This window comes from Botryobacter ruber (genome assembly GCF_003347595.2).
Taxonomy (GTDB): domain Bacteria; phylum Bacteroidota; class Bacteroidia; order Cytophagales; family Hymenobacteraceae; genus Pontibacter; species Pontibacter ruber_A.
The window spans coordinates 1-19,292 of record NZ_QCZK02000050.1 but is presented as its reverse complement, the minus strand read 5'-3'; the positions used below and the strand labels follow the sequence as shown (position 1 = coordinate 19,292).

The 19,292-nt window shown below is 50.9% G+C and carries 19 protein-coding genes and 1 pseudogene; 11 read left to right on the top strand and 9 right to left on the bottom strand.

The features are described from left to right. Window positions 1-5: 5 nt before the first annotated feature. A complete protein-coding gene (locus tag DCW36_RS16445) occupies window positions 6-425 on the top strand; it encodes a hypothetical protein (protein ID WP_125185490.1) in 420 nt (139 codons plus the stop codon). Window positions 426-476: 51 nt separating this feature from the next. On the opposite strand, the gene DCW36_RS16440 is transcribed toward DCW36_RS16445, so the two are convergent. Then, window positions 477-1,196, bottom strand: a complete 720-nt coding sequence (locus DCW36_RS16440) for an RDD family protein (protein WP_114783582.1) — start codon at window positions 1,194-1,196, stop codon at window positions 477-479. 69 nt (window positions 1,197-1,265) lie between these two features. Here DCW36_RS16440 and DCW36_RS16435 point away from each other — a divergent pair, with 69 nt between their 5' ends. Genes DCW36_RS16435 through DCW36_RS16410 form a run of 6 tightly spaced genes read left to right on the top strand, consistent with a single transcriptional unit; the run spans window position 1,266 to window position 7,330 of the window. Beyond that, a complete protein-coding gene (locus DCW36_RS16435; protein WP_114783580.1) occupies window positions 1,266-2,228 on the top strand; it encodes a stage II sporulation protein M in 963 nt (320 codons plus the stop codon). Beyond that, the gene (locus DCW36_RS16430) at window positions 2,203-3,093 is read left to right on the top strand and encodes a hypothetical protein (protein ID WP_114783578.1); all 891 of its coding nucleotides are present in this window, start codon (window positions 2,203-2,205) and stop codon (window positions 3,091-3,093) included. Before DCW36_RS16435 ends, DCW36_RS16430 begins: the two co-directional genes overlap by 26 nt. Beyond that, entirely contained in the window at window positions 3,077-3,814 is a 738-nt protein-coding gene (locus tag DCW36_RS16425) for a DUF4129 domain-containing protein (RefSeq protein ID WP_114783576.1), read from the top strand. Before DCW36_RS16430 ends, DCW36_RS16425 begins: the two co-directional genes overlap by 17 nt. Further along, window positions 3,811-4,992, top strand: coding sequence for a DUF4350 domain-containing protein (locus DCW36_RS16420; protein WP_114783574.1), 1,182 nt, complete (start codon window positions 3,811-3,813; stop codon window positions 4,990-4,992). The genes DCW36_RS16425 and DCW36_RS16420 overlap by 4 nt, the downstream gene beginning before the upstream one ends. A gap of 14 nt (window positions 4,993-5,006) precedes the next feature. Further along, the gene (locus DCW36_RS16415; RefSeq protein WP_114783572.1) at window positions 5,007-5,999 is read left to right on the top strand and encodes an AAA family ATPase; all 993 of its coding nucleotides are present in this window, start codon (window positions 5,007-5,009) and stop codon (window positions 5,997-5,999) included. Beyond that, window positions 5,999-7,330 carry a DUF58 domain-containing protein gene (locus DCW36_RS16410; protein ID WP_114783570.1) on the top strand — a complete coding sequence of 444 codons (1,332 nt, stop codon included), beginning with the start codon at window positions 5,999-6,001 and terminating at the stop codon, window positions 7,328-7,330. Before DCW36_RS16415 ends, DCW36_RS16410 begins: the two co-directional genes overlap by 1 nt. A 59-nt stretch (window positions 7,331-7,389) precedes the next feature. Here DCW36_RS16410 and DCW36_RS16405 read toward each other — a convergent pair whose 3' ends face one another. Beyond that, window positions 7,390-7,677, bottom strand: a complete 288-nt coding sequence (locus DCW36_RS16405) for an alpha-2-macroglobulin family protein (RefSeq protein WP_128396987.1) — start codon at window positions 7,675-7,677, stop codon at window positions 7,390-7,392. A 36-nt stretch (window positions 7,678-7,713) separates the two neighbouring features. Between DCW36_RS16405 and DCW36_RS16400 the strand changes: the two genes are divergently transcribed. Next, the gene (locus tag DCW36_RS16400) at window positions 7,714-8,706 is read left to right on the top strand and encodes a carboxypeptidase-like regulatory domain-containing protein (protein WP_125185488.1); all 993 of its coding nucleotides are present in this window, start codon (window positions 7,714-7,716) and stop codon (window positions 8,704-8,706) included. A 2-nt stretch (window positions 8,707-8,708) separates the two neighbouring features. Here the strand turns inward: DCW36_RS16400 and DCW36_RS16395 are convergent, their stop codons facing one another. The 5 genes from DCW36_RS16395 to DCW36_RS16375 form a co-directional block, all read right to left on the bottom strand. Next, entirely contained in the window at window positions 8,709-9,596 is an 888-nt protein-coding gene (locus DCW36_RS16395) for a Rossmann-fold NAD(P)-binding domain-containing protein (RefSeq protein WP_114783564.1), read from the bottom strand. Then, window positions 9,578-10,270, bottom strand: coding sequence for a DUF2071 domain-containing protein (locus tag DCW36_RS16390; protein ID WP_125185487.1), 693 nt, complete (start codon window positions 10,268-10,270; stop codon window positions 9,578-9,580). Before DCW36_RS16390 ends, DCW36_RS16395 begins: the two co-directional genes overlap by 19 nt. 10 nt (window positions 10,271-10,280) lie before the next feature. Next, entirely contained in the window at window positions 10,281-11,117 is an 837-nt protein-coding gene (locus tag DCW36_RS16385) for a DCC1-like thiol-disulfide oxidoreductase family protein (protein ID WP_114783560.1), read from the bottom strand. A gap of 59 nt (window positions 11,118-11,176) precedes the next feature. Continuing rightward, entirely contained in the window at window positions 11,177-11,683 is a 507-nt protein-coding gene (locus DCW36_RS16380) for a GbsR/MarR family transcriptional regulator (RefSeq protein ID WP_114783558.1), read from the bottom strand. A gap of 294 nt (window positions 11,684-11,977) precedes the next feature. After that, a complete protein-coding gene (locus tag DCW36_RS16375) occupies window positions 11,978-12,154 on the bottom strand; it encodes a hypothetical protein (RefSeq protein WP_240676212.1) in 177 nt (58 codons plus the stop codon). A gap of 363 nt (window positions 12,155-12,517) precedes the next feature. Here DCW36_RS16375 and DCW36_RS16370 point away from each other — a divergent pair, with 363 nt between their 5' ends. Then, window positions 12,518-12,994, top strand: coding sequence for a DinB family protein (locus tag DCW36_RS16370; RefSeq protein ID WP_114783554.1), 477 nt, complete (start codon window positions 12,518-12,520; stop codon window positions 12,992-12,994). Between the two features lie 162 nt (window positions 12,995-13,156). After that, entirely contained in the window at window positions 13,157-13,681 is a 525-nt protein-coding gene (locus DCW36_RS16365) for an ExbD/TolR family protein (protein WP_114783552.1), read from the top strand. Here DCW36_RS16365 and DCW36_RS16360 read toward each other — a convergent pair. Both DCW36_RS16360 and hrpB read right to left on the bottom strand, forming a co-directional pair. Beyond that, window positions 13,676-14,206 (bottom strand): annotated as a pseudogene (locus tag DCW36_RS16360) (REP-associated tyrosine transposase). The gene DCW36_RS16365 and the pseudogene DCW36_RS16360 sit on opposite strands and share 6 nt — an antisense overlap. A 306-nt stretch (window positions 14,207-14,512) precedes the next feature. Continuing rightward, entirely contained in the window at window positions 14,513-16,960 is a 2,448-nt protein-coding gene (hrpB, locus tag DCW36_RS16355) for an ATP-dependent helicase HrpB (RefSeq protein ID WP_114783550.1), read from the bottom strand. A 247-nt stretch (window positions 16,961-17,207) separates the two neighbouring features. Here hrpB and DCW36_RS16350 point away from each other — a divergent pair. Next, the coding region (locus DCW36_RS16350; RefSeq protein WP_170312520.1) for a metallophosphoesterase at window positions 17,208-19,292 on the top strand (2,085 nt) is incomplete at its 3' end.

The following is a 19,292-nucleotide window of genomic DNA, read 5'->3' as shown; positions in this document are numbered from 1 at the left end:
GTAACGTGATTCTCTACCAAGACGGCTTCATTACACTGGACTATGATCCTTCCACGGACGTTCTGTATGCAGCGTGCCCGGACCTTCAGGATTTTGTGCTGCTGCAGATTCATGCAGCTTTCAATCGCATTGTTTCGGCTGTAGGAGCCTACGATATCAAAAACCTGCTGCTGGATTTCAGCAAAACAACTATTGATGTTAGCGATGATGATTACAAAATGGTGCTGAGCCAGTTTGTCCAGGACCTGATGCCCACCTGTGTGAAAAGAGTGGCAAGGGTGATCTCAGATGATGCCGTCAGAGAAGCCCGGGTGGCAAGCCTTGCAATCGAATTCAAAAAAGAACTCAAGCCAGCTTTCGTCTTCCGGAATTTCACCAGCCAGGCCGCCGCCCGCTACTGGCTCACCGGAAAAGAAACAGCATAGGCCGTAAAAATTCTGCTGCACCTGCCACCACAGCCTCTGCTGCCCTGCCCGCTACGCTACCGACACATCGCCGTGGGTAAAATGGTAATAATCTTTTACCACGGTTTGCAGAAACTCCCACTCCGACATGTCGGTCTGGATGCCGGTGGTTTCTTTCACACGCTCCGCTATTTTCTCGAGCAGCTCATAATTATTGTGTTGCTGTGCTTTGTGCAGCAGCTTCCGGATGAGGGCCACATCCTTATCCGTCAGCAGGTTTACTTCCGGAAACCGGATCTGGTACCCCTCCTCAATCTGCACATTTACCCGGTCCTTTCTCTGGACCTGTTTCTTTTTGATCACACAGGTGCCGGCAGCCATGTCGCCCAGGCGCTGCCCGTTCTTGCTGGCAGCTATGGACACAACCGCTACCAGGCCACTGGAGATGCTTATGTCTACCAGCCGGAATATCCAGCGCAGCAGGTAATCGCCCACGGTTGGCGCCTGGCCGGATAGTTTAATCACTTTTATGTTGCGGGCCATTTTGCCTAAACTTTGCCCGTTCAGGAAAATTTCACATAACAGGTGATAAAAAAGAACAGGTAAACCATACATAAGCACAAATATAATATCACCTTCAATATTGGTAGCAACTGTAAACATAACTACGAGCATCACCCACCCAAAAAGAACTGCTACATCAATTATATAGGCAATAATACGGTCTCCCACACTGGCCATCGGGTACTCCACTTCCACGTTTTGCGTAGTCCTGATTTTAATCGAATTCATATTGAAAAATTTATTTTATTTTCACGTGAATATAAATATATTTGGTCATAATTAAAATCTATCCCCGTTTTGCGCGAAGCTGCCTTTATAAAAAAAAACAAACTTAAGTGGAAGTCATTTGAAACACAGCAACCTGCCGGTCCCGACGAACTGGCCGACAGGTTTATTGAGCTGACGGACGACCTGGCCTATGCGCGCACCTTTTACCCGGACTCGGAAACAACCAGTTACCTGAATGCGCTGGCGGGGCAGTCGCACCAGTCCATTTACAAAAACAAAAAAGAAAAGCAGAACCGCTTTGTTACCTTCTGGAAATACGAACTGCCGTTCCTGTTCCGGAGCCACCAGCGGCAGCTGTTTTATGCTTTCCTGATTTTTATGGTGGCAGCCGGCATCGGAGCGCTGTCCGCCGCCCTCGACGATACCTTTGTGCGACTCATCCTGGGCGACTCCTACGTAAACATGACGCTGGAAAACATCCGCAAAGGCGACCCGATGGCCGTGTACAAAGGCCAGGGCGAAGCAGAAATGTTTTTGTTTATCACGTTCAACAACATCAAGGTTTCTTTTCTGGCCTTCGTGCTGGGCGCCTTCTTCTCGGTAGGCACCTGCTGGATTCTCTTTCAGAACGGGATCATGATGGGGGCTTTTCAGTACTTTTTCTACCAGCAGGGCGTGCTGCTTCCCTCCCTCCTCACCATCTGGATACACGGCACCCTGGAAATTTCGGCCATCGTTATTGCCGGTTGTGCCGGCTTTGTGATGGGCAACAAACTCCTGTTCCCCAAAACCTATTCCCGGGCCTATGCCTTTAAGCAGGGCGCCCGGCAGGGACTTAAAATTGTTATCGGGCTGGTTCCCGTTTTCATGGCGGCCGGCTTCCTGGAAGGCTTCGTAACAAGGCACACTGAAATGCCCGTGGCCCTGAGCCTGCTTATCATTATGACATCAGCTGCCTTTATCTTATTTTACTTCATACTTTACCCACGTTTTATTGCAAAGCGCAATGATTTCAACAAATCAAAAAATTAACCTCCGGGAAGAACGGGACTTCAGCAGCAAACTGAATGCGACTTTCCATTTTATCAGGGCCAACTTCAGAACGCTCCTGAAAACCCTGTTTATGTACGTTACGCCCCTGGCGCTTGCAGCAGGCATTTCGTCCGGCATTTACCAGGCCCGTGTCCTCAGGGGATTATCCGGCACAAACGAATTCGAAACGTACGGGCAGTTCAGCTTTTTTAACCAGGTTACCTCGGTTAATTATTTCTTCACCGCTTTTTTTATGCTCACCAGCGTCTATGTGCTCTTCCTGGCGGTTTACAGTTTTATGGTCGTGTACCAGGACGAAGAGGGCGAAGTGAATCCTGCTGCCGTCTGGCTGCACATGAAAGAGCACCTGGTAAAAGTTATCTTCGGCGGAGTGCTGATTGCCCTGATCACCTTCCTGAGCCTGTTCCTGCTGGGGCTGGGCCTTTACCTGGGCGTGGTGCTGTCGCTTTTCGTGGTGGTGATGGTGCGAGAAGACCTGGATTTTATTGAAACGGTTGAACGATGCTTTACCCTGATAAAAGGTAACTGGTGGGCTACGTTCGGTTTAATCATAGTGGCGGGATTTATACAGGGGGTTGTCACCTGGTTAACGGCGCTGCCTTTATTCGCCATTGGCGTGATGCGCGGTTTGCAGGTACCCGGCATGGACAACGACCTGCTGCTGGTGGTGGTCCAAACCATCTCTTCTGTTTTGGGTATTTACATTTATGCCATTTCCGCTATTGCCATCGGCTTCCAGTATTTCAACCTGGTTGAGAAGAAAGAAGGACTTGGCCTGCTGGAGCAGGCCGACCTGATCGGGCGCCATAACCTCGATACATCCGCCAATGAGGGGCAGTACTAACAGCATATTCTTTTACCTGATAACTTTTTGCCTGCTTTTAAGTGCTGGCCTTCCTGTCTGTGCCCGGCAACCGGATAGTCTGGCTATTAACCAGCCACCTGTGGTGCTGCGCCTGCCCGATGCGCAAAAGCTGAAAGAATTACAGGCTGATACTGATTTCCGGTACTTTGAAGAGGTACGCCCAAACAATACATTCTGGGAACGCCTTAAGTACAGGTTAATGGACTGGCTACGGCGCATATTTTACACGGGGCAGTCCGGCAGGTTCTGGGAAATATTGTTTTATGCTGTTCTGGTAGCCACTGTTGTGTTTGTCATCATCAAGATGCTCAAAGCAGATTTCACCGGCCTCCTGGGCAGGAAACAAAGCGCAGCCACAGTGCCTTACGATGTACTGGAAGAGAACATCCATGAGCTGGACCTGGAGGAACTTATCGCGCAGGCCATCGACCAGCACGAATACCGGAAAGCCGTTCGCCTGCACTACCTGCTCAGCCTGAAAAAACTGACGGATGCCGGTTTTATCACCTGGAAGCCCGGCAAAACAAACCGCAGCTATATTCCTGAAATAAAGCAACAACACATCCGGCAGGAGTTTGAGCAGCTCACCAACATGTTTGAATATGTGTGGTATGGCGGTGCCGCACTCGGCAACGAAGTTTTCGCCGCCGCCCGGCAGGAGTTTATCCAGTTCGACAACCTGATAAACCAACACGCATGAAAGGATACCGCCGTTACATCGCTGTTGTGGTTTTGCTCTTCACCGCGCTGGTGCTGCTGGACTACTTCCGCCCGAAGCCCGTGGACTGGAGCAAGAGTTTCTCGAACAGAGATAAAATCCCGTATGGCACCTTCGCTTTGTACGAGCTCCTGCCAGGCATTTTTGAGGAGCAGCCGGTTACGATGGTGCGTCAGCCTATATTTAATTACCTGCAGGACAGCACCCGTAGCGGCAATTACCTTTTCATCCACCAGTCTTTTCAGGCAGACAGCCTGGACACAGACCTGTTACTCGATTTTGTAAAGCGGGGCAACCAGGTCTTTATTGCCGCCGAATGGTTTGCCGGTCCCCTGGCCGATACGCTGCACTTCGAAACGGCTATGCTTTCCAGTTCAAAACCGGACTCCACGGCCCTGGTCTTTGAGAACCCGGCCTGGCCGAAAGCCTACACGTACCCGGCCAACAACAGTTCCCGGTTCCTGATACCGGGCAAGGAGACACGGTTTGTTCCGCTTGGGCATAATAAAGCCGGTAAGCTGAATTTTATGCAGGTGCCTTTCGGGAAGGGTTCCTTTTACATCAGCACGGTGCCGCTGGCCTTTTCGAACTATGCGCTTATTACCCTGAACCAGAGCGAATATGCCGCCATGGCCCTCTCCCACCTGCCGGTAGTGCCCGTATTTTGGGATGAATACCAGAAGCAGGGAGCGCCGGGAGAGCAATCCGTATTCCGGGTGCTGCTCAGCCACGAGGCGCTTACCTGGGCTTATTACCTGGCGCTCTTCACGGTGGTGCTGTTCCTGCTTTTCCAGAGCAAACGTACGCAGCGCACTATCCCGGTACTGGAACCGCCCCGCAACACCACCCTCGATTTTGTAAAGGTCATTGCCAGTTTGTACTATAACGACGGCAACCACAAAAACATAGCCGAAAAGAAAATTGCCTTTTTCCTGGAGCACCTGCGCACGCACTTTTACCTTCCTGCAGGCGAATGGAACGAGGAACTGCAGGAACTGGTCGTAGCCAAGTCGGGAGCCGATAAAGAACTGGTCACTTCCATTTTCCAGCTCATCGACAGCATCCGGCAGAGCCGCAGCATCGGCGAACAAACCCTGCTGAAACTCAGCAACCTCCTGGAAAAATTTTATAAGCAGACAACAAAAAGGCACTTAGCCTAGCAGATAACAAACACATGGAGCAACAAATTTTAACATCCGCACAGGAAAATAAAACCGATTACAGCGCCCTGCACGAGGCCATGCGTGCCATTAAAAAAGAGATACACCAACTCATTGTCGGGCAGGAGCAGCTGATAGAGCTGTTGCTGGTGGCCATGCTGGCCGAAGGCCATGTGCTGATAGAAGGTGTACCCGGCATTGCCAAAACCCTTACAGCCAAACTGATGGCCCGCACCGTGCAGGCCGATTTCAGCCGCATCCAGTTCACATCTGATTTAATGCCGTCGGATGTGCTGGGCACCTCCGTTTTCCACCCGGGCACCGCCACCTTCGACTATAAAAAAGGCCCCATCTTCGCCAACATCGTGCTGATAGATGAGATAAACCGGGCACCGGCCAAAACACAGGCCTCGCTGTTCGAAGTGATGGAGGAGCAGCATATTACCCATGATGGGGTGGTGTACCCGTTAGCGCCTCCGTTTGTGGTGCTGGCTACGCAAAATCCCATTGAACAGGAAGGCACCTACCGGCTACCCGAAGCCCAGCTGGACAGGTTTATGTTTAAAGTAGTAGCGGGTTACCCGACCCTGGAAGAAGAAGTGGCGATCCTGGACCTGCAGCACAAAGGCACCGACCTCAAACAGGACCTGGAGCGGGTGCAGCCGGTGCTGTCATCGGAACAGCTGCTGGAACTGCGGCAGGCGGTACAGGCGGTGCACGTCGATAAAAAGCTGCTCGAATACATTGCCCGGATAACCGGCGAAACGCGGGCAAGCAAGTCCTTGTACCTGGGTGCTTCGCCACGGGCTTCGCTTGCCCTGATGAATGCATCGAAGGCCTTGGCTACCCTGCGTGGCCGCGGCTTTGTGACCCCCGACGATGTGCAGGAGTTGGCGCCGGCCGTACTCCGCCACCGCATCCTGCTCACCCCGGAACGCGAGATGGAGGGCATCACACCGGATGAGGTAATTAAACAGATTGTCCAGAAAATAGAAGTACCGCGCTAGTGCAGTTTATTCGCAGCTTATACTTTACAAACCGGCTGTACCTGTGCCTGGCAGGTGTCGTGTGCCTGTTTGTGCTTGGCTTTTTCCTGCCGGTGCTGCTGGTACTGGCGAAGGTGGCTTTCGGCGTGCTGGCGGTATTTACGCTGCTCGACATGCTGCTGCTCTACCGTACCCGCGACGGCCTGTTTGCCAGCCGCAGCATTCAGGAAAAACTCTCCAACGGCAGCGACAACGACCTTTACCTGTACCTCGAAAACAAGTACCCTTTTGACGTACATGCCGAGGTGATAGACGAGCTCCCCTTCCAGTTCCAGAAACGCGATGCCTTGTTCCGGGCGCACCTGCTGCAGGGCCGCACCCACATCATCCACTATACCCTCCGCCCCACCAGGCGCGGCACTTACAGCTTTGGCGCCATCAACGTGTTTGCCAAAAGCCTGCTGCAGCTTGTCCGGCGGCGCTACCGCTTTGCGCAGGACCAGGAAGTGCCGGTCTATCCATCCTTTATCCAGATGCGGCAGTACGAACTCATGGCTATTTCGAATAAGCTGCATGAACTGGGTGTGAAACAGGTGCGCCGCATCGGGCACAGCGCCGAGTTTGAGCAGATACGCTCCTACGTAGCAGGCGACGACCAGCGTACGATTAACTGGAAAGCATCGGCCCGCAGGGCTGAGCTGATGGTGAACAGCTTCCAGGATGAGAAGTCGCAGCAGGTGTATTGCCTCATCGACAAAGGGCGCGTGATGCAGATGCCGTTCGAAGGGCTGAGCCTCCTCGATTATGCCATCAATGCCTCGCTGGTGATTTCCAACATCGCTCTCCGGAAGCAGGACAAGGCAGGCATCATCACGTTCTCCAACAACATCAGCAACCTGTTGCCGGCCCAGCGCAAATCGGACCAGCTGCGGCGCATCCTGGAGCTGCTCTACAACCAGAAAACCAGGTACCAGGAAACGGACTACGAGCGCCTGTACGTGACGGTACGCCGGAAAATAACGCAGCGCAGCCTCTTGCTGCTCTTCACGAACTTCGAAACGCTGAATGGCTGCAAACGCCAGCTGCCTTACCTGCGCGCGCTGGCCCGCCACCACCTGCTGGTGGTCGTCTTTTTCGAAAACACAGAACTACAGGCCCTGCTCGATAAATCGGCCCACGACCTGGAAGAAGTGTACACCAAAGCCATCGCCCAGAAGTTCAGCTACGACAAACGTCAGATTGTAAAAGAGCTGCAGCAGCATGGCATCCACACCATCCTCACGCCACCCGAGCAGCTCAACGTGAATACCATCAATAAGTACCTGGAGCTGAAAGCGCGGGGGTTAATATAAAAGTTCTTCTGCACCTGCCACCACAGCTTCCGCTGCTGCTCACGCCATAAAATATAGAGCTACCGGACCTCCACCTGTTTCACCCCCGTTCTGCCAAAGAAGGTCGGGAAGTACATCAGCTCCGCTTTTGCCGGGTTCAGGGTGTAGGTGCCGGAGTAGCGGGGCAGCAGCTGAACCGTGTAGGTGTGTTTGCCTTGGGGTAGCCTGTCGCAGAAGATGGCAACTTTGTGGCGGTTGTATTCGCGGTGCACTTCGTAGGCGCCCCGGCCTGATTTGGAGTGTGCTTCCTTACAAAAAATAAATGCAGGGACACAGGCAACCTCGGCAGCAGGAACTACATCTACCAATCCAAAACCAACGTGCAGCTAAACTTTTTCCTGCTTATGCCACAGCACAAAATACCGGCTACAGTTCCTGTTATCAGCATACGTATGATGCGGTACCTGCTCTGCACGGCCTGCCTTTGCTTCCTGTGCATGCCACACGCTGTACAGGCTTCAGTTGCGCTTCCTGAAAAAATCAGCAATCGCTCGCCTAAAACAGCAGCTACGATCAAAGGAACTGTCATCGATAAAGAAACGCGGCTGCCCATCCCTTTCGCTACGATTTCGGTTGTTGCACATAAAATGCAGTTCCAGGCAAACAGCAAGGGAGCGTTTACGCTGGCTGTACAACCGGAAATGGAACAGGCTATTCTACAGGTGTCGTCGCTGGGCTATGAAACTGGGGAATTTGCTGTAGCTGACTTGCTCCGGCAACAGAAAAACACCGGCAACCTGAAGCTGGCGCTGGCTCCTAAACAGGAAAGTTTAAATATGGTAGAGGTAAGGGCAAGATCGCGGAAATGGAAACCGATAAAAGTTGGGTACCACATCGACGAAGGCACTCCTATTCACCACGAAATCTACCCCTCCGACACCATCCGCAAAAAGGCACCGGGACAGGAAATTGGAAGCAGGATTGTGTTGAAGAAAAAACCGGCGAAACTGCAGAGCGTGAGTTTCGGGTTAGCGGGTTCGGGCGGAGAGCGCGCCGTTATCCGTATTCAACTTTATTCCCTGAAAGATGACAAACCACATCGGAAACTGCTTTCTGCACCTGCCACCATTGCCATTCCTGCTCATCATACCGGCTGGATTACCGTTCCCCTGTCCAACTACGACCTTACCCTGCAGGAAGATGTGGCCGTAGTGCTGGAATGGCTCACCGAAACCAGCACCCTTACCACCAGCACCCTCATGGCTTTTGCAACACATCCCAAAGACCAGCTGATTTACTACCGGGAATCCGGCGAAAAGCCCTGGCAAATTTTGAAATCCACGTTGATCAACTCGAGGAGCTTTGGGATGTATGTAACTTTGTTGTATGAGAAATAGCGCTATGCCAGTTCCTGCTGCCAGAAAGGCAATGTCGAAGCCATAGGCCTGCCCAGGATTTTCTCACATGCGTCGGTCTCAGCAATGTTATCATGCTGCAGCAGGACTGCCTGCTCTTTGTCGATAAGCGCAGGAAACAACCGGTACAGCAGCGGGGAAAACATGCGGAACAATGCCTGGGGCAGCGGGAGAATGTTGCGGCAGGTGGGCACCAGCTCCAGCAGTTGCCGCAGCGTATACCGCTCTTTTCCTGCAACTTCAACTACTGCTGGATGCTCCCGCTGCAGACAAAGCTGCGATACGAGCGCCGTCAGATCCGCCACCGCCACCGGCTGCAGCTTTGTTTCCAGGAACTGTTCCGGGAAAAGCAGCAGGCCACCCGTAAAGCGGCAAAGCTTCTTTACCAGCTGCAGTTTCCGGCTCAGCATGGTTCCCGGCGTACAGACAATAGAAGGTCGCACAACGACTGTAGCCCGCTGTGTTAACAGCAGCGCATCCGCCTGGCCTTTGGTACGCAGAAATCCGGAAGGACTTTGCGGATCAGCTCCTAACGCAGAAAGCTGTATCAGCTTTGGATTTCCCAGCTGCTCCCGGTGTTGCAGCATTAGTTTTGTCAACCCCAGGTGCGCCTGCTCAAAACTCAGGGAAGCCGTTTCCCGGATAATGCCGATGCAGTTGATGAGTACATCCACCTTTCCCAGCGCGGCCCAGTCGTCCCGGAAAGGGTTGAAGGGCAGCAGGTGTTGCAGAAAACCTGCGTTTCCTTTTACCGAGGCTATGCTTTTTTCGCGCACACAGCCCACCACCTGCGCCTGCGGATACTCCTGCAGCAGGCGCGCCAGGATGCGGGAGCCTAACTGCCCGTTGGCGCCTAGTACGACGATGCGCATACTGTTACAGCTTTAGCTGGCAACCACTGGTACGGGATCACCTCCCGCACCCGGAAAGCGCCTTCGAACCGGGCAGTCTGAAAGAAATTCGTTTCAAAACCTTCGCAGGTTACCCATTCAATCGGCCAGCGCTCCCGCATGATCTGCACCCGTACCAACTCCTTCCCGATGTAAGAATAGGCCCGGTCGAGGGCTCCGACCAGCTGCTGCAGTTCCTCGTTCACCTGCAGCGGTTTGGACTCGCTTAAGCGGTAACGCAGGAAGTGGTCATGCTGCCGGAGTTCAAAAGCACCCGCTTCGTTTGTAAGGCTTGCTTTTTCCAGTTTGTAGTTGGTGAACCAGCTGCCGCCCTGCACCAGCAGCGGCTTGTCGGTGAACGAGCGCAGAAAGTAAATTCCCTTTGCCGTACCGTTGCTATACCGGGCATCATCGAGCAGCAACCTGAAACCGATGTGCTGGTAGTTGAAGTGTAGTGCCTTTGGCAGGAAGTCAGGCCGCATGTTTCGTAGCTGCACATTTACCAGCGAGATCAGGGCACGGCCATGGTAATCGCGCAGCTGTAAGCCCTCCGGCAGGTACGGCAGCACCTCTTCTTTTTCAACTGAAAAATTGACCAGGCACACCTGGTGCAGTTCCCCGGTATACGTGAGCGGTAGTTTTTTTAGCAAGTCCATAACGAACAATTTAGAGGTGAAAGTAAAGTAACCAAAGCAGTGCCGTTACCTGCAGCAGGAAGAACCACTGCACCGTCCAGCGTTGCGATAAACCAAGGTACTGCACCCGGTGGTGGTGCAGGTAGAGCATCAGGCCACTGCTGCACAACACGCTCAGCACAGGCAAGGGATAGAACAGGATGCCGCCGATGAAATAGAAGCTCATCGCAGGCACCAACACCAGGAGCCCCGCGACCATGATGGTACCCAGGTGCCCTGCATATTCCAGTGCCTGCTGCCGCTCCAACAGGAGTGCAGCGGCCATGAGCTGAATTACCCAGCCCGTACCGGCCATCAGGAGCATCTGGACAGCTGCAGCAAAAGGCCCGGCTTGGAGTACCTCGTGCACCGAAATGCCAAACAGGGCCGTCAGTAAAACTGAAAAGGCTATTGCCAGGGCGATGTAGGCGAACCGGTATTTTGTGGCCGCCTCCGGGTAGCAATCGCAGGCAATGGCTGGTGCTTTGGGTGTGGCAATAGCATAGCGGTTATAGGCCAGTGTTTTGTAGAGAAACCGGAACAGGCGAAAAAATAGTTTGAACCGGAACAGGGGCTTGAGCAGTTTCAGCTTTTCTGAAAAGATGAATGACACGCCCTCAGCACCGTATAGGGTCTCTCCCCCACCGGTATCGATAAGGGCCATCTCATTTCGGAAGCGGTCCGGGTTTACATGCGCCTTCAGCCCTGGTTTCAGCTGCTGATAAGCCAAACATTCCTGCTGCTCCACCAGGCCCAGGACCAGCATCAGATCCCGCAGCCCTACACAGACTTTGCAATTGCCATCGTAAATGATCAGTTTGTTTTCCATCTTCTTGTTTTAAACTTTTAGAACTTTCAATAAACATTGAAACATTACAAGCAAAAAAATTAACGCATCAGCTTCATGAAAGAACTGAGAAACCAGTGCTCGTCTGCCCGCAGCATGGTATTGAGAGTCTTGTCGGCTTTTGAGGACAGGTCGTACAAGTTCTGGATAGCCTTCGTAAATGCCTCTGCTTCTTTATCGTCCTGCGCTCCTTCTACCTGTTTCAGTTCCTCCAGGATGCGCAGCATAGGCTCCAGTTCGCGTTTGCGGCGCTCCCGGATCACCTGCCTGGCAACTTTCCACATGTCTTTTTCAGCCACAAAAAACTCTTTCCGCTCCCCCGGCCGCAGTTCCTTGCCAACCAGGCCCCAGTCGATCAAAGCCCGCAGGTTCATGTTGGCGTTGCCCCTGGAAATGTTCAGTTCCTGCATCACATCCTCGGTACTCATGGCCTCCGACGAAATGAGCAGCAATGCATGCACCTGCGCCATGGTGCGGTTAATCCCCCAACTCGAGCCAAGGGTGCCCCAGGCCTGTAAAAACTTTTCTTTTCCTTCTTCTAATTGCATACGCCAAAGTTATTATAATTTTCTATACTTTCAATACTTATTGAAAGTTTTGGCATAACAATTATTTCAACCAGCAAAAATACCTTCCATCACATGACATCTAGTAGCTCGCTTGACTGCAGTTCGCTCACAAGATCCCCTGCGGGGATGACAGAGGGGAATTGTTTTGTGGCACTGGTTAAATACCTTCTGGTATAACACTTCATACAACAAGCGTTCCTGCAGCTTTCCCACAAGATCCTTTGCAGGATGACAAAAAGGGGATAGTTTAAACTAAATCAGGTCAGTTACTGATTACTTTTTCGCATTTTGAAGCACTCCGTATAGCACCGGGCTGAAAAACCGCAGGTTCTCCAGGATACAGGTCATCCCGAAAAACTTGTTCGGCTCGATTTCCGGATTCTCGGCCATGGCTACCACCAGGGCATCCAGTGCCGCTGTAAACTTTGTATCAAACTCTTCTTCTGTCATTTCCATTTTCGTAGCCCGCAATATTATGAATCGGTAATTTGAAAACACTCCTCCAGGAAATATAATTTCACAGTGGTCTTAAACTTACTGTTTTGCCTGGTATGGCTCAGGTGCACCAGTTTGTGTTTTGTTGGCCGCAAGCCGGAAGCTGCATTCCAGATATGAGCAGGTACTCTTCCCAAACACTGCCTGCGATCCGGGAAGGAGTCGAAAAATAGCGCCACGTTTGCCTTCATCACAAAATAACAAAAATAGTTACTTACGAAGCAAAATGCAGGGCAGCTGTTTCAGGGACAAGTAATTACCTGTTTCTGCTCCATAATCCGTAGAAATACGTTAACAACTACAAACTTATCCCGACCTATGAAACAGGACCAGGTACTTCGCGAACAGCTGACAAAGCTGCTGAAAAGCGGACAGGCTTTTCAGCCCATGGACAAATTGCTGGAGGGCATAACCGCAGCAGAAGCAGGCAAAACGGTTGATGGACTGCCGTACACGCTCTGGAAACTCATCGAGCACCTGCGCATTGCCCTGTACGACATCCTGGAATTCAGCCGCGATCCGGTTTATGTATCGCCGGAATGGCCAGCGGGCTATTGGCCGCAGGAAAATGCCCCTGCCGACCAGGAAGCGCTGGACAACAGCATTCAGGCTATAAAAGATGGTGTGGATGCCATGGTGCAACTGGTACAGGATACCAGCACCGACCTGTACGAGCCCTTCGCCCACGGCACCGGCCAAAACCTGCTGCGCGAGGCCATGCTCGTGGCGGAGCACAATGCCTATCACCTGGGAGAAATCCTGGTGCTCCGGCGGTTGCTGGGTACCTGGAAATAGAAACAGCAGCAGTGGCTGTGGTGGCTGGTGCAGCAGAACTTTTCCAGCATTTTTCAAAGATTTTTGCCACCGCTTTATGGAAAAAGCAGGCAAACGGCATCTTCTGTTAAACCGACATAGGTTTCATCATTCAAGTTTATTTAACAGAAAGGAACACACCCCATGGCACAGTTACAGGAAAAACCCGAATCCGGAAAAGGCGGCAAACGACGTGCACGCAAACTTAACACCCACCTCGACATGACCCCCATGGTCGACCTGGCGTTTCTGCTGCTCACCTTTTTCATGCTCACCACCACCTTCAGCAAACTGGCAGCCATGGAACTGCAGATGCCGGCGGACACCAAAGTCACCACGCCTGTTCCTGCCAGGAATGCACTTACCATTGTGCTGGGAGAGAACGACAGAATCTATTATTTCTTCGGATTCCCCGGCGATGCGCCAGCCGTAACGACCACCGATTTTTCTGCAGAGGGTCTCCGGAAGCTGCTGCTCTCGGAAAAAGTAAAATCCAACCAGAAACAGGTGGTGCTGCTGAAAGCCATGAAGGAATCGAAGTACCGGAACCTGGTGGATGCCCTGGATGAGATGCGCATCACCGGCACTAAAAAGTATGCCCTGGCGGACCTGGAGGCAGCTGACCGGGAGCTGCTTGAAAAGCACAAGGGTAAGTTTGAAGCACTATAGTGCTGCCAGCTGCACGCCACATTCCCGGTTGGCACTGCTGAAGGTATAGTACTGCGGCTCCGTCACCAGCCCGGCCAGCACCGGGTTCTGGTGGATGTAGTCCTGTTTTTGGTGAAGTAAAGCGGCATTTGTTAAGTCGATGGGGTGGTTGTGCTGCTGCCAGAATTGGTAGGTGCTGTTATGGCTATTGCCTTTGCTGAAGTAGCGAAACAGGTGCAGCAGCCATTCTTTCCGGCTTTCCTGCGGGTTCTCCTCTATCCGTTTCAGTAGCAGTTTGGAGGTGTAGCTTTTAAAGTCGCGCAGGATGTTGCTTAGACTTCCTTCTCCGGCGCCACAAATCAGGTGCAGGTGGCTTGGCATCAGTCAGAAGCTATACACTTCCAAGCCTTTCCGGCTACTGCAATAGTTTAGGTTGTCGACTATAATTTCGGCATACTCCCTCCTGGTAAAAACGTCAATCCAACCGACTACAGTTAAGGTTACAAAGAAGAGGCCGCCCTGGTATAGTTTGTATTTCTCTGACATGCTACCTTTTTTCCTGTTTTTACGAAAGAATGGAAAATCGGTGAAATAATGAGGTTGCGTTTGCTCGCTGAAAGATTTAGCTTCTGGTGGTTCACGGCGGCCAGAGGCCGCAGAATAGTCGGCACGAGCGAGGACGCTCGCGCCATGGTTATTTATTTAAATATTTTTTTAAAAAATAAAAAAACCTTTCCTAGCGCGAGCCTCCAGACTCGTGTTTACTATTCTGCGGCCTCTGGCCGCCGTGAACCACGAACAAAAATCACCCAAAGCAACGCAAAAAACCGCACTGCTCCTCCCACCACAGCCTCACCGGGTCCAATCTACCTCCGGAAACACCACCTCCAGCTGCCGTTTGATCACGCGGTAGTTGCCTTTCCAGAACGATTCCAGGTCCAGCACCTTCGTAATGGGCTTCAGATCCGGGGTGAGCAGGTGGAGTTCTACGGTCATTTCGCCTTCGTCTACGTGCGGGTGTTGCTGCCAGCCGAGCACGTCCTGCAGCCGGATTTCGAGTTTCGGCGGGGTGGCGTCGGGCTGGTAGTCGAGTTCGATGGAAGAGCCATCCGGTAAAACCAGGCTTCCGGGGGCCAGCTGCTCCAGCCTCCAAAGCCGCTGCTCGTCAAGGAACTTCTGCTGCAGGATGGGGAGCAGGTCGAGGGCCATCAGGTCGTCGGGGTGCTCGATGTCGTGCAGGTGCGGGTACAGCCAGTCGCGGTTGGTGAGGAGCAGCGTGGGCGTACTCACGTCGGGCCAGCCTTCCTGGGGGCGCCACTTGCGCAGGCTGAGTACGCGGTGCTGCCATTGCGTGACCTCTTCGTTAAAATCGAGTAAATGCTCGCCTTCGTGTTTGATGGCTTCGGACATGGCGGGCACGCGGTGCTTTTCGTCGGGGGCGGGCAGCGGCTTGCTTTGCAGCACGATGCTGCCGATGCGCGTGTCCATGGAGGCGGTGAGCTCGCCGTCGTTTACGTCCCAGTGGTAGACTTCCTGCTGTTTGACGAGCGGGGCCAGGTCGCGGGGGTTGAGGGGCGAGGCCATAAAAATGCGGCCGGGCTGGTCGCCGGAACCGGCGTGCAGGTGCGCGATGGCCAGCCAGGGCTCGTGCGCCAGGTCGTCGCGGTGGCCGGCCATGGCGTATTTGCCGTTGGCCAGCTGGAACTGCGCGTTGTTGCCGGGACGGGCGTAGGCGATGCGCTCAGGGTAGCAGTGGGCCAGCAGCACGCCGGTTTCGTAGTCGTCGAAAGTGCCGTTGTCGGCTTCGGCGCTGAAGAGCTGGCGGTACGAGCGGGCTATCTTTTCGATTTTGGCGAAACGCCTGGCCTGCCCCTGCTCTTTGCGGAAGCGGCGCAGCGCCTGTATTCTTAAATTGATGTCGATGCCGGCGTTGCGGTCGAGGGGGTCGCGTTCTTCCAGGATGGCGGCGATGTCGGAGGCCAGCGGCACCTGGTCGGTTTCGTCGGCTTTGAGCAGCATGTGCGCGATGCGGGGGTGGCAGGGCAGCGCGTGCATTTTCCGGCCATGCGCCGTGATGCGGCCATGCTCCAGGGCCTGCAGCTGGTGCAGCATCTCGGTTGCTGATTGTAAAGCGGCGCGCGGCGGCGGGTTCAGCCAGGTCAGGCTGCGGATGTCGGTAATGCCCCACTGCGCCATGTCGAGCACAAGCGACGACAGGTCGGCTTCCAGGATTTCGGGGGTGCGGTGCGGAGCCAGGCGCTCGTGCGTGCTTTTGCTCCACATGCGGTAGGCAGTGCCGGGGCCGAGGCGACCGGCACGACCGGCGCGCTGGTCGGCGGCGTCTTTCGAAATCTGTACCGTCTCGAGCCGCGACAGCCCGGACTTGGGGTCGAAGCGGGAGGTTTTGCCAAAGCCGGTATCCACTACCACCGAAATGCCTTCGATGGTGAGGCTGGTTTCGGCGATGCTGGTGGCGAGCACGACTTTGCGTTTGCCGTTGCGGTCGGGCATGAGGGCGGCGTACTGCTTACCGAAGGGCAGCATGCCGAACAGCGGGTGAATCATGAAGCCCCGCAGCTGTTGGCGCAGCAGCGTTTCGAGTTTGCGGATGTCGCCTTCGCCGGGCAGGAACACCAGGATGTCGCCTTCCCGCTCCTTTGCGGCCTGCTGCACAATGCGGGCGGTCATTTCGGGCAGCTGGCGGTCGTCGGCATCGCCGGTGTAAATGGTCTCAACGGGGTACTGCCGCCCCTCGCTCTGCGCCACCGGGGCCTGCAGCAGGCTCGTGAGCTGCGGCATATCCAGCGTGGCCGACATCACCAGGATGCGCAGGTCCGGGCGCAGCGTGTGCTGTGCTTCGCGGCCCAGAGCCATAGCCACATCGGCATGGATGCTGCGCTCGTGGAACTCATCGAATATCACCAGCCCCACCCCTTTCAGCCCCCGGTCGGAGTGCATCATGCGCGTCAGGATGCCTTCGGTTACGACTTCGATGCGGGTGTTGGGCCCGGTGCGGTTCTCGAAGCGGATGCGGTAACCCACCGTTTGCCCGGCCTCCTCGCCCAGCAGCTGCGCCAGGCGTTCGGCAATGGTTTTGGCCGCCAGCCGCCGCGGCTCCAGCATGATAATTTTCTGGTCTCCGAGCCAGGACTCGTCCAGCAAAGCCAGCGGCAGCAGGGTACTTTTACCGGCTCCGGGCGGCGCGTTGACGATGAGCGTGTTCTGCGCGGTTAGGTGCTCCCGCACGGCGGGGATTATTTCCCGTACGGGGAGGTCGATGGTGAAGGGGTTGAAGGGCAAGGTGGTGGTAGTGTTTGTTTCTTTAGATATTAATAAGTTGTTGTTTAGAAATTTTTGGTGGAAGATTTAATAAATGTTTACAGTAAAATTAATTACATCTCAATTTTCCAACGCCTGTCTACCATAAAATTTTATTTTCAGCTAGTAAATTGTAAAGATAGCATATCAAATATATTTAAATCTTCCTTATATTGAAATCTTTTAAATACTGTATTCAAGGAGATTATTCGAAAACATTTTTATTATTATGAGAATCGTACAACTTTCAGATATACATCTTTCTAACACTAACTTAGAAGACTTACGTAATCATTACCTTGAATCTTTATTAAATGATTTAGAAAATTATAATAAACAGAAACCTATCGATGTAATATTATTCACAGGTGATCTCGTTGATAAAGGAGGTGCATCATTGGGAGACAACCCCTATGAAATTTTTGAAAATGAATTAATTACTCCTATAATCAAAGCTTTGGCTTTTGATAAAAATAAAATTTTATTTATTCCTGGCAATCATGACATTGATGTTAATCTTATTGATGAAGACAATGAATTTAAACTTTCTAGAACACTTACAGGAATAGAGGCTAATAAGATAATAAAGGATCAAGCCGAAGAATTAAAAAGACCAAATCAAAGAATAAAAAAATTCAAAGAATTTGAAAAAAGGTTCCACTCTCAAAATGATGATTACATTTTCACTTTTAATGAGTCTTTGATTATAGAAAATGCTTTGGACCACAAAGTTGGTTTTGCATTGATAAACGATTCATGGAGGTGTAGTCCTAGTTTAAATAAAGAAGACCACTTTATAGGTACTACCCAGTTATTTAATGCTTATAATTTCTTTAGAAAAAAAGACACTGACATTAATATAGCTGTTTTTCACCACCCCATTGAAAGTTTCAACACACAAGAAACTGAGGAAGTTGAAAATATTTTGAAATCAAAAAATTATGAAATTGTTTTTTGTGGACACAATCATCATCATAAGTCAAATTCAATATTTTCCTCCGAAGGTGGGTACCTATTAATTAACGGTAGATCCGCCTTTAACGACACTAATGAAAAACAAGCGAGATACCAACCTGGATATAATATTTTAGATCTGGATATAAAAAGTAGAAGTTATGTTTTACATGCTCGTAAGTATATTGCGAGTGGTTATAGATTTGATAAAGATGTTGAATCTTTGAAGGATGGTATTCATAGCGGAAGATTAAGTCCAATGTCCTTGGTTCCACTATCAAATGATTCAAATGCACATGAGAGCGATCTTCCTAATGGATATAGCGCAGATGTAAATAGGATAGTTAAATTATTAATTGGTAAATCCTTATATCCTAACCAATATATTTTTGTAAGAGAACTAATCCAAAACTCTGTTGATGCCTGTGATAGGATAAAAAGAAAATACCCTGATCTTACGCCCAAAGTAGTTGTAAAAATTAATATCAAAGAAAATTATTTTGAAGTTATAGATGAAGGGGATGGTATGAGTAAAAAAGTATTACGAGACCACTTCTCTATTATAGGCAAAAGTATTAGCCAAGAATATATTAGTTCTAATGGTAGCTATAATTTAATTTCTCAATTTGGAATTGGATTTATAAGTACATTTATTGTTGCTAGAAAAGTAAGCATCAAAACTAGGAGCGAAGATAACGAATTAATACACTTCGAAATTGAAGATGTTTTTAAAGGTTTTAATTTTAATGCATCCCCTCAACAAGAAGATTTTTTACCCCAAAACACAGGTACTCAAATAAGGGTAACCTTAAGGAGCGAGTTTAGTAATAACAATTTGTTATCTATTGCTAAAACTTTTTGTCGGCATATTACAAACCTTGAAATATATTTGGATGAAGTTCAACAGGCAATAAATGATTCTTGGAACTTAGATGGTGGCTTATACTTTGATTCTCGGAACAATGAAAAATACCAATTTAAATTAACAATTAGTGCCGACTCAAGAGATATAATAGCTACTAATAAAGGATTTTTAATTACTCGTTACTCACCTCAAATAATACCTTTCAAATTTCCACATATAATTGGTGGTGAAGTAATATTTGAACCAAGGGCAATTGAACTAGATTTATCTAGGACTAATATCCATGAATCTGAGAAAGCACTTGAGTTTAAAAAAGATTTATCAAATTCTTTAAGAGCGTTATTCTCAAAAGTTATTGATTCAAATGATATTAATCTGTTACCTCTTGTTTTAAATTATTTAAAATACTATCTGATAAATTTTGAAGTAAATCAACAACAGGTAAGCGAATCCTATTCTAACTTTTTTACAAAGACGGAATTGCTCCTTTATTGT

Bases quoted from the DNA above. Each gene is read 5' to 3' on its own strand.
- DCW36_RS16440 (WP_114783582.1), bottom strand. From the start codon at position 1,196: ATGAATTCGATTAAAATCAGGACTACGCAAAACGTGGAAGTGGAGTAC.
- DCW36_RS16430 (WP_114783578.1), top strand. From the start codon at position 2,203: ATGATTTCAACAAATCAAAAAATTAACCTCCGGGAAGAACGGGACTTC.
- DCW36_RS16425 (WP_114783576.1), top strand. From the start codon at position 3,077: ATGAGGGGCAGTACTAACAGCATATTCTTTTACCTGATAACTTTTTGC.
- DCW36_RS16420 (WP_114783574.1), top strand. From the start codon at position 3,811: ATGAAAGGATACCGCCGTTACATCGCTGTTGTGGTTTTGCTCTTCACC.
- DCW36_RS16415 (WP_114783572.1), top strand. From the start codon at position 5,007: ATGGAGCAACAAATTTTAACATCCGCACAGGAAAATAAAACCGATTAC.
- DCW36_RS16400 (WP_125185488.1), top strand. From the start codon at position 7,714: ATGCCACAGCACAAAATACCGGCTACAGTTCCTGTTATCAGCATACGT.
- DCW36_RS16395 (WP_114783564.1), bottom strand. From the start codon at position 9,596: ATGCGCATCGTCGTACTAGGCGCCAACGGGCAGTTAGGCTCCCGCATC.
- DCW36_RS16390 (WP_125185487.1), bottom strand. From the start codon at position 10,270: ATGGACTTGCTAAAAAAACTACCGCTCACGTATACCGGGGAACTGCAC.
- DCW36_RS16385 (WP_114783560.1), bottom strand. From the start codon at position 11,117: ATGGAAAACAAACTGATCATTTACGATGGCAATTGCAAAGTCTGTGTA.
- DCW36_RS16380 (WP_114783558.1), bottom strand. From the start codon at position 11,683: ATGCAATTAGAAGAAGGAAAAGAAAAGTTTTTACAGGCCTGGGGCACC.
- DCW36_RS16375 (WP_240676212.1), bottom strand. From the start codon at position 12,154: ATGACAGAAGAAGAGTTTGATACAAAGTTTACAGCGGCACTGGATGCC.
- DCW36_RS16370 (WP_114783554.1), top strand. From the start codon at position 12,518: ATGAAACAGGACCAGGTACTTCGCGAACAGCTGACAAAGCTGCTGAAA.
- DCW36_RS16365 (WP_114783552.1), top strand. From the start codon at position 13,157: ATGGCACAGTTACAGGAAAAACCCGAATCCGGAAAAGGCGGCAAACGA.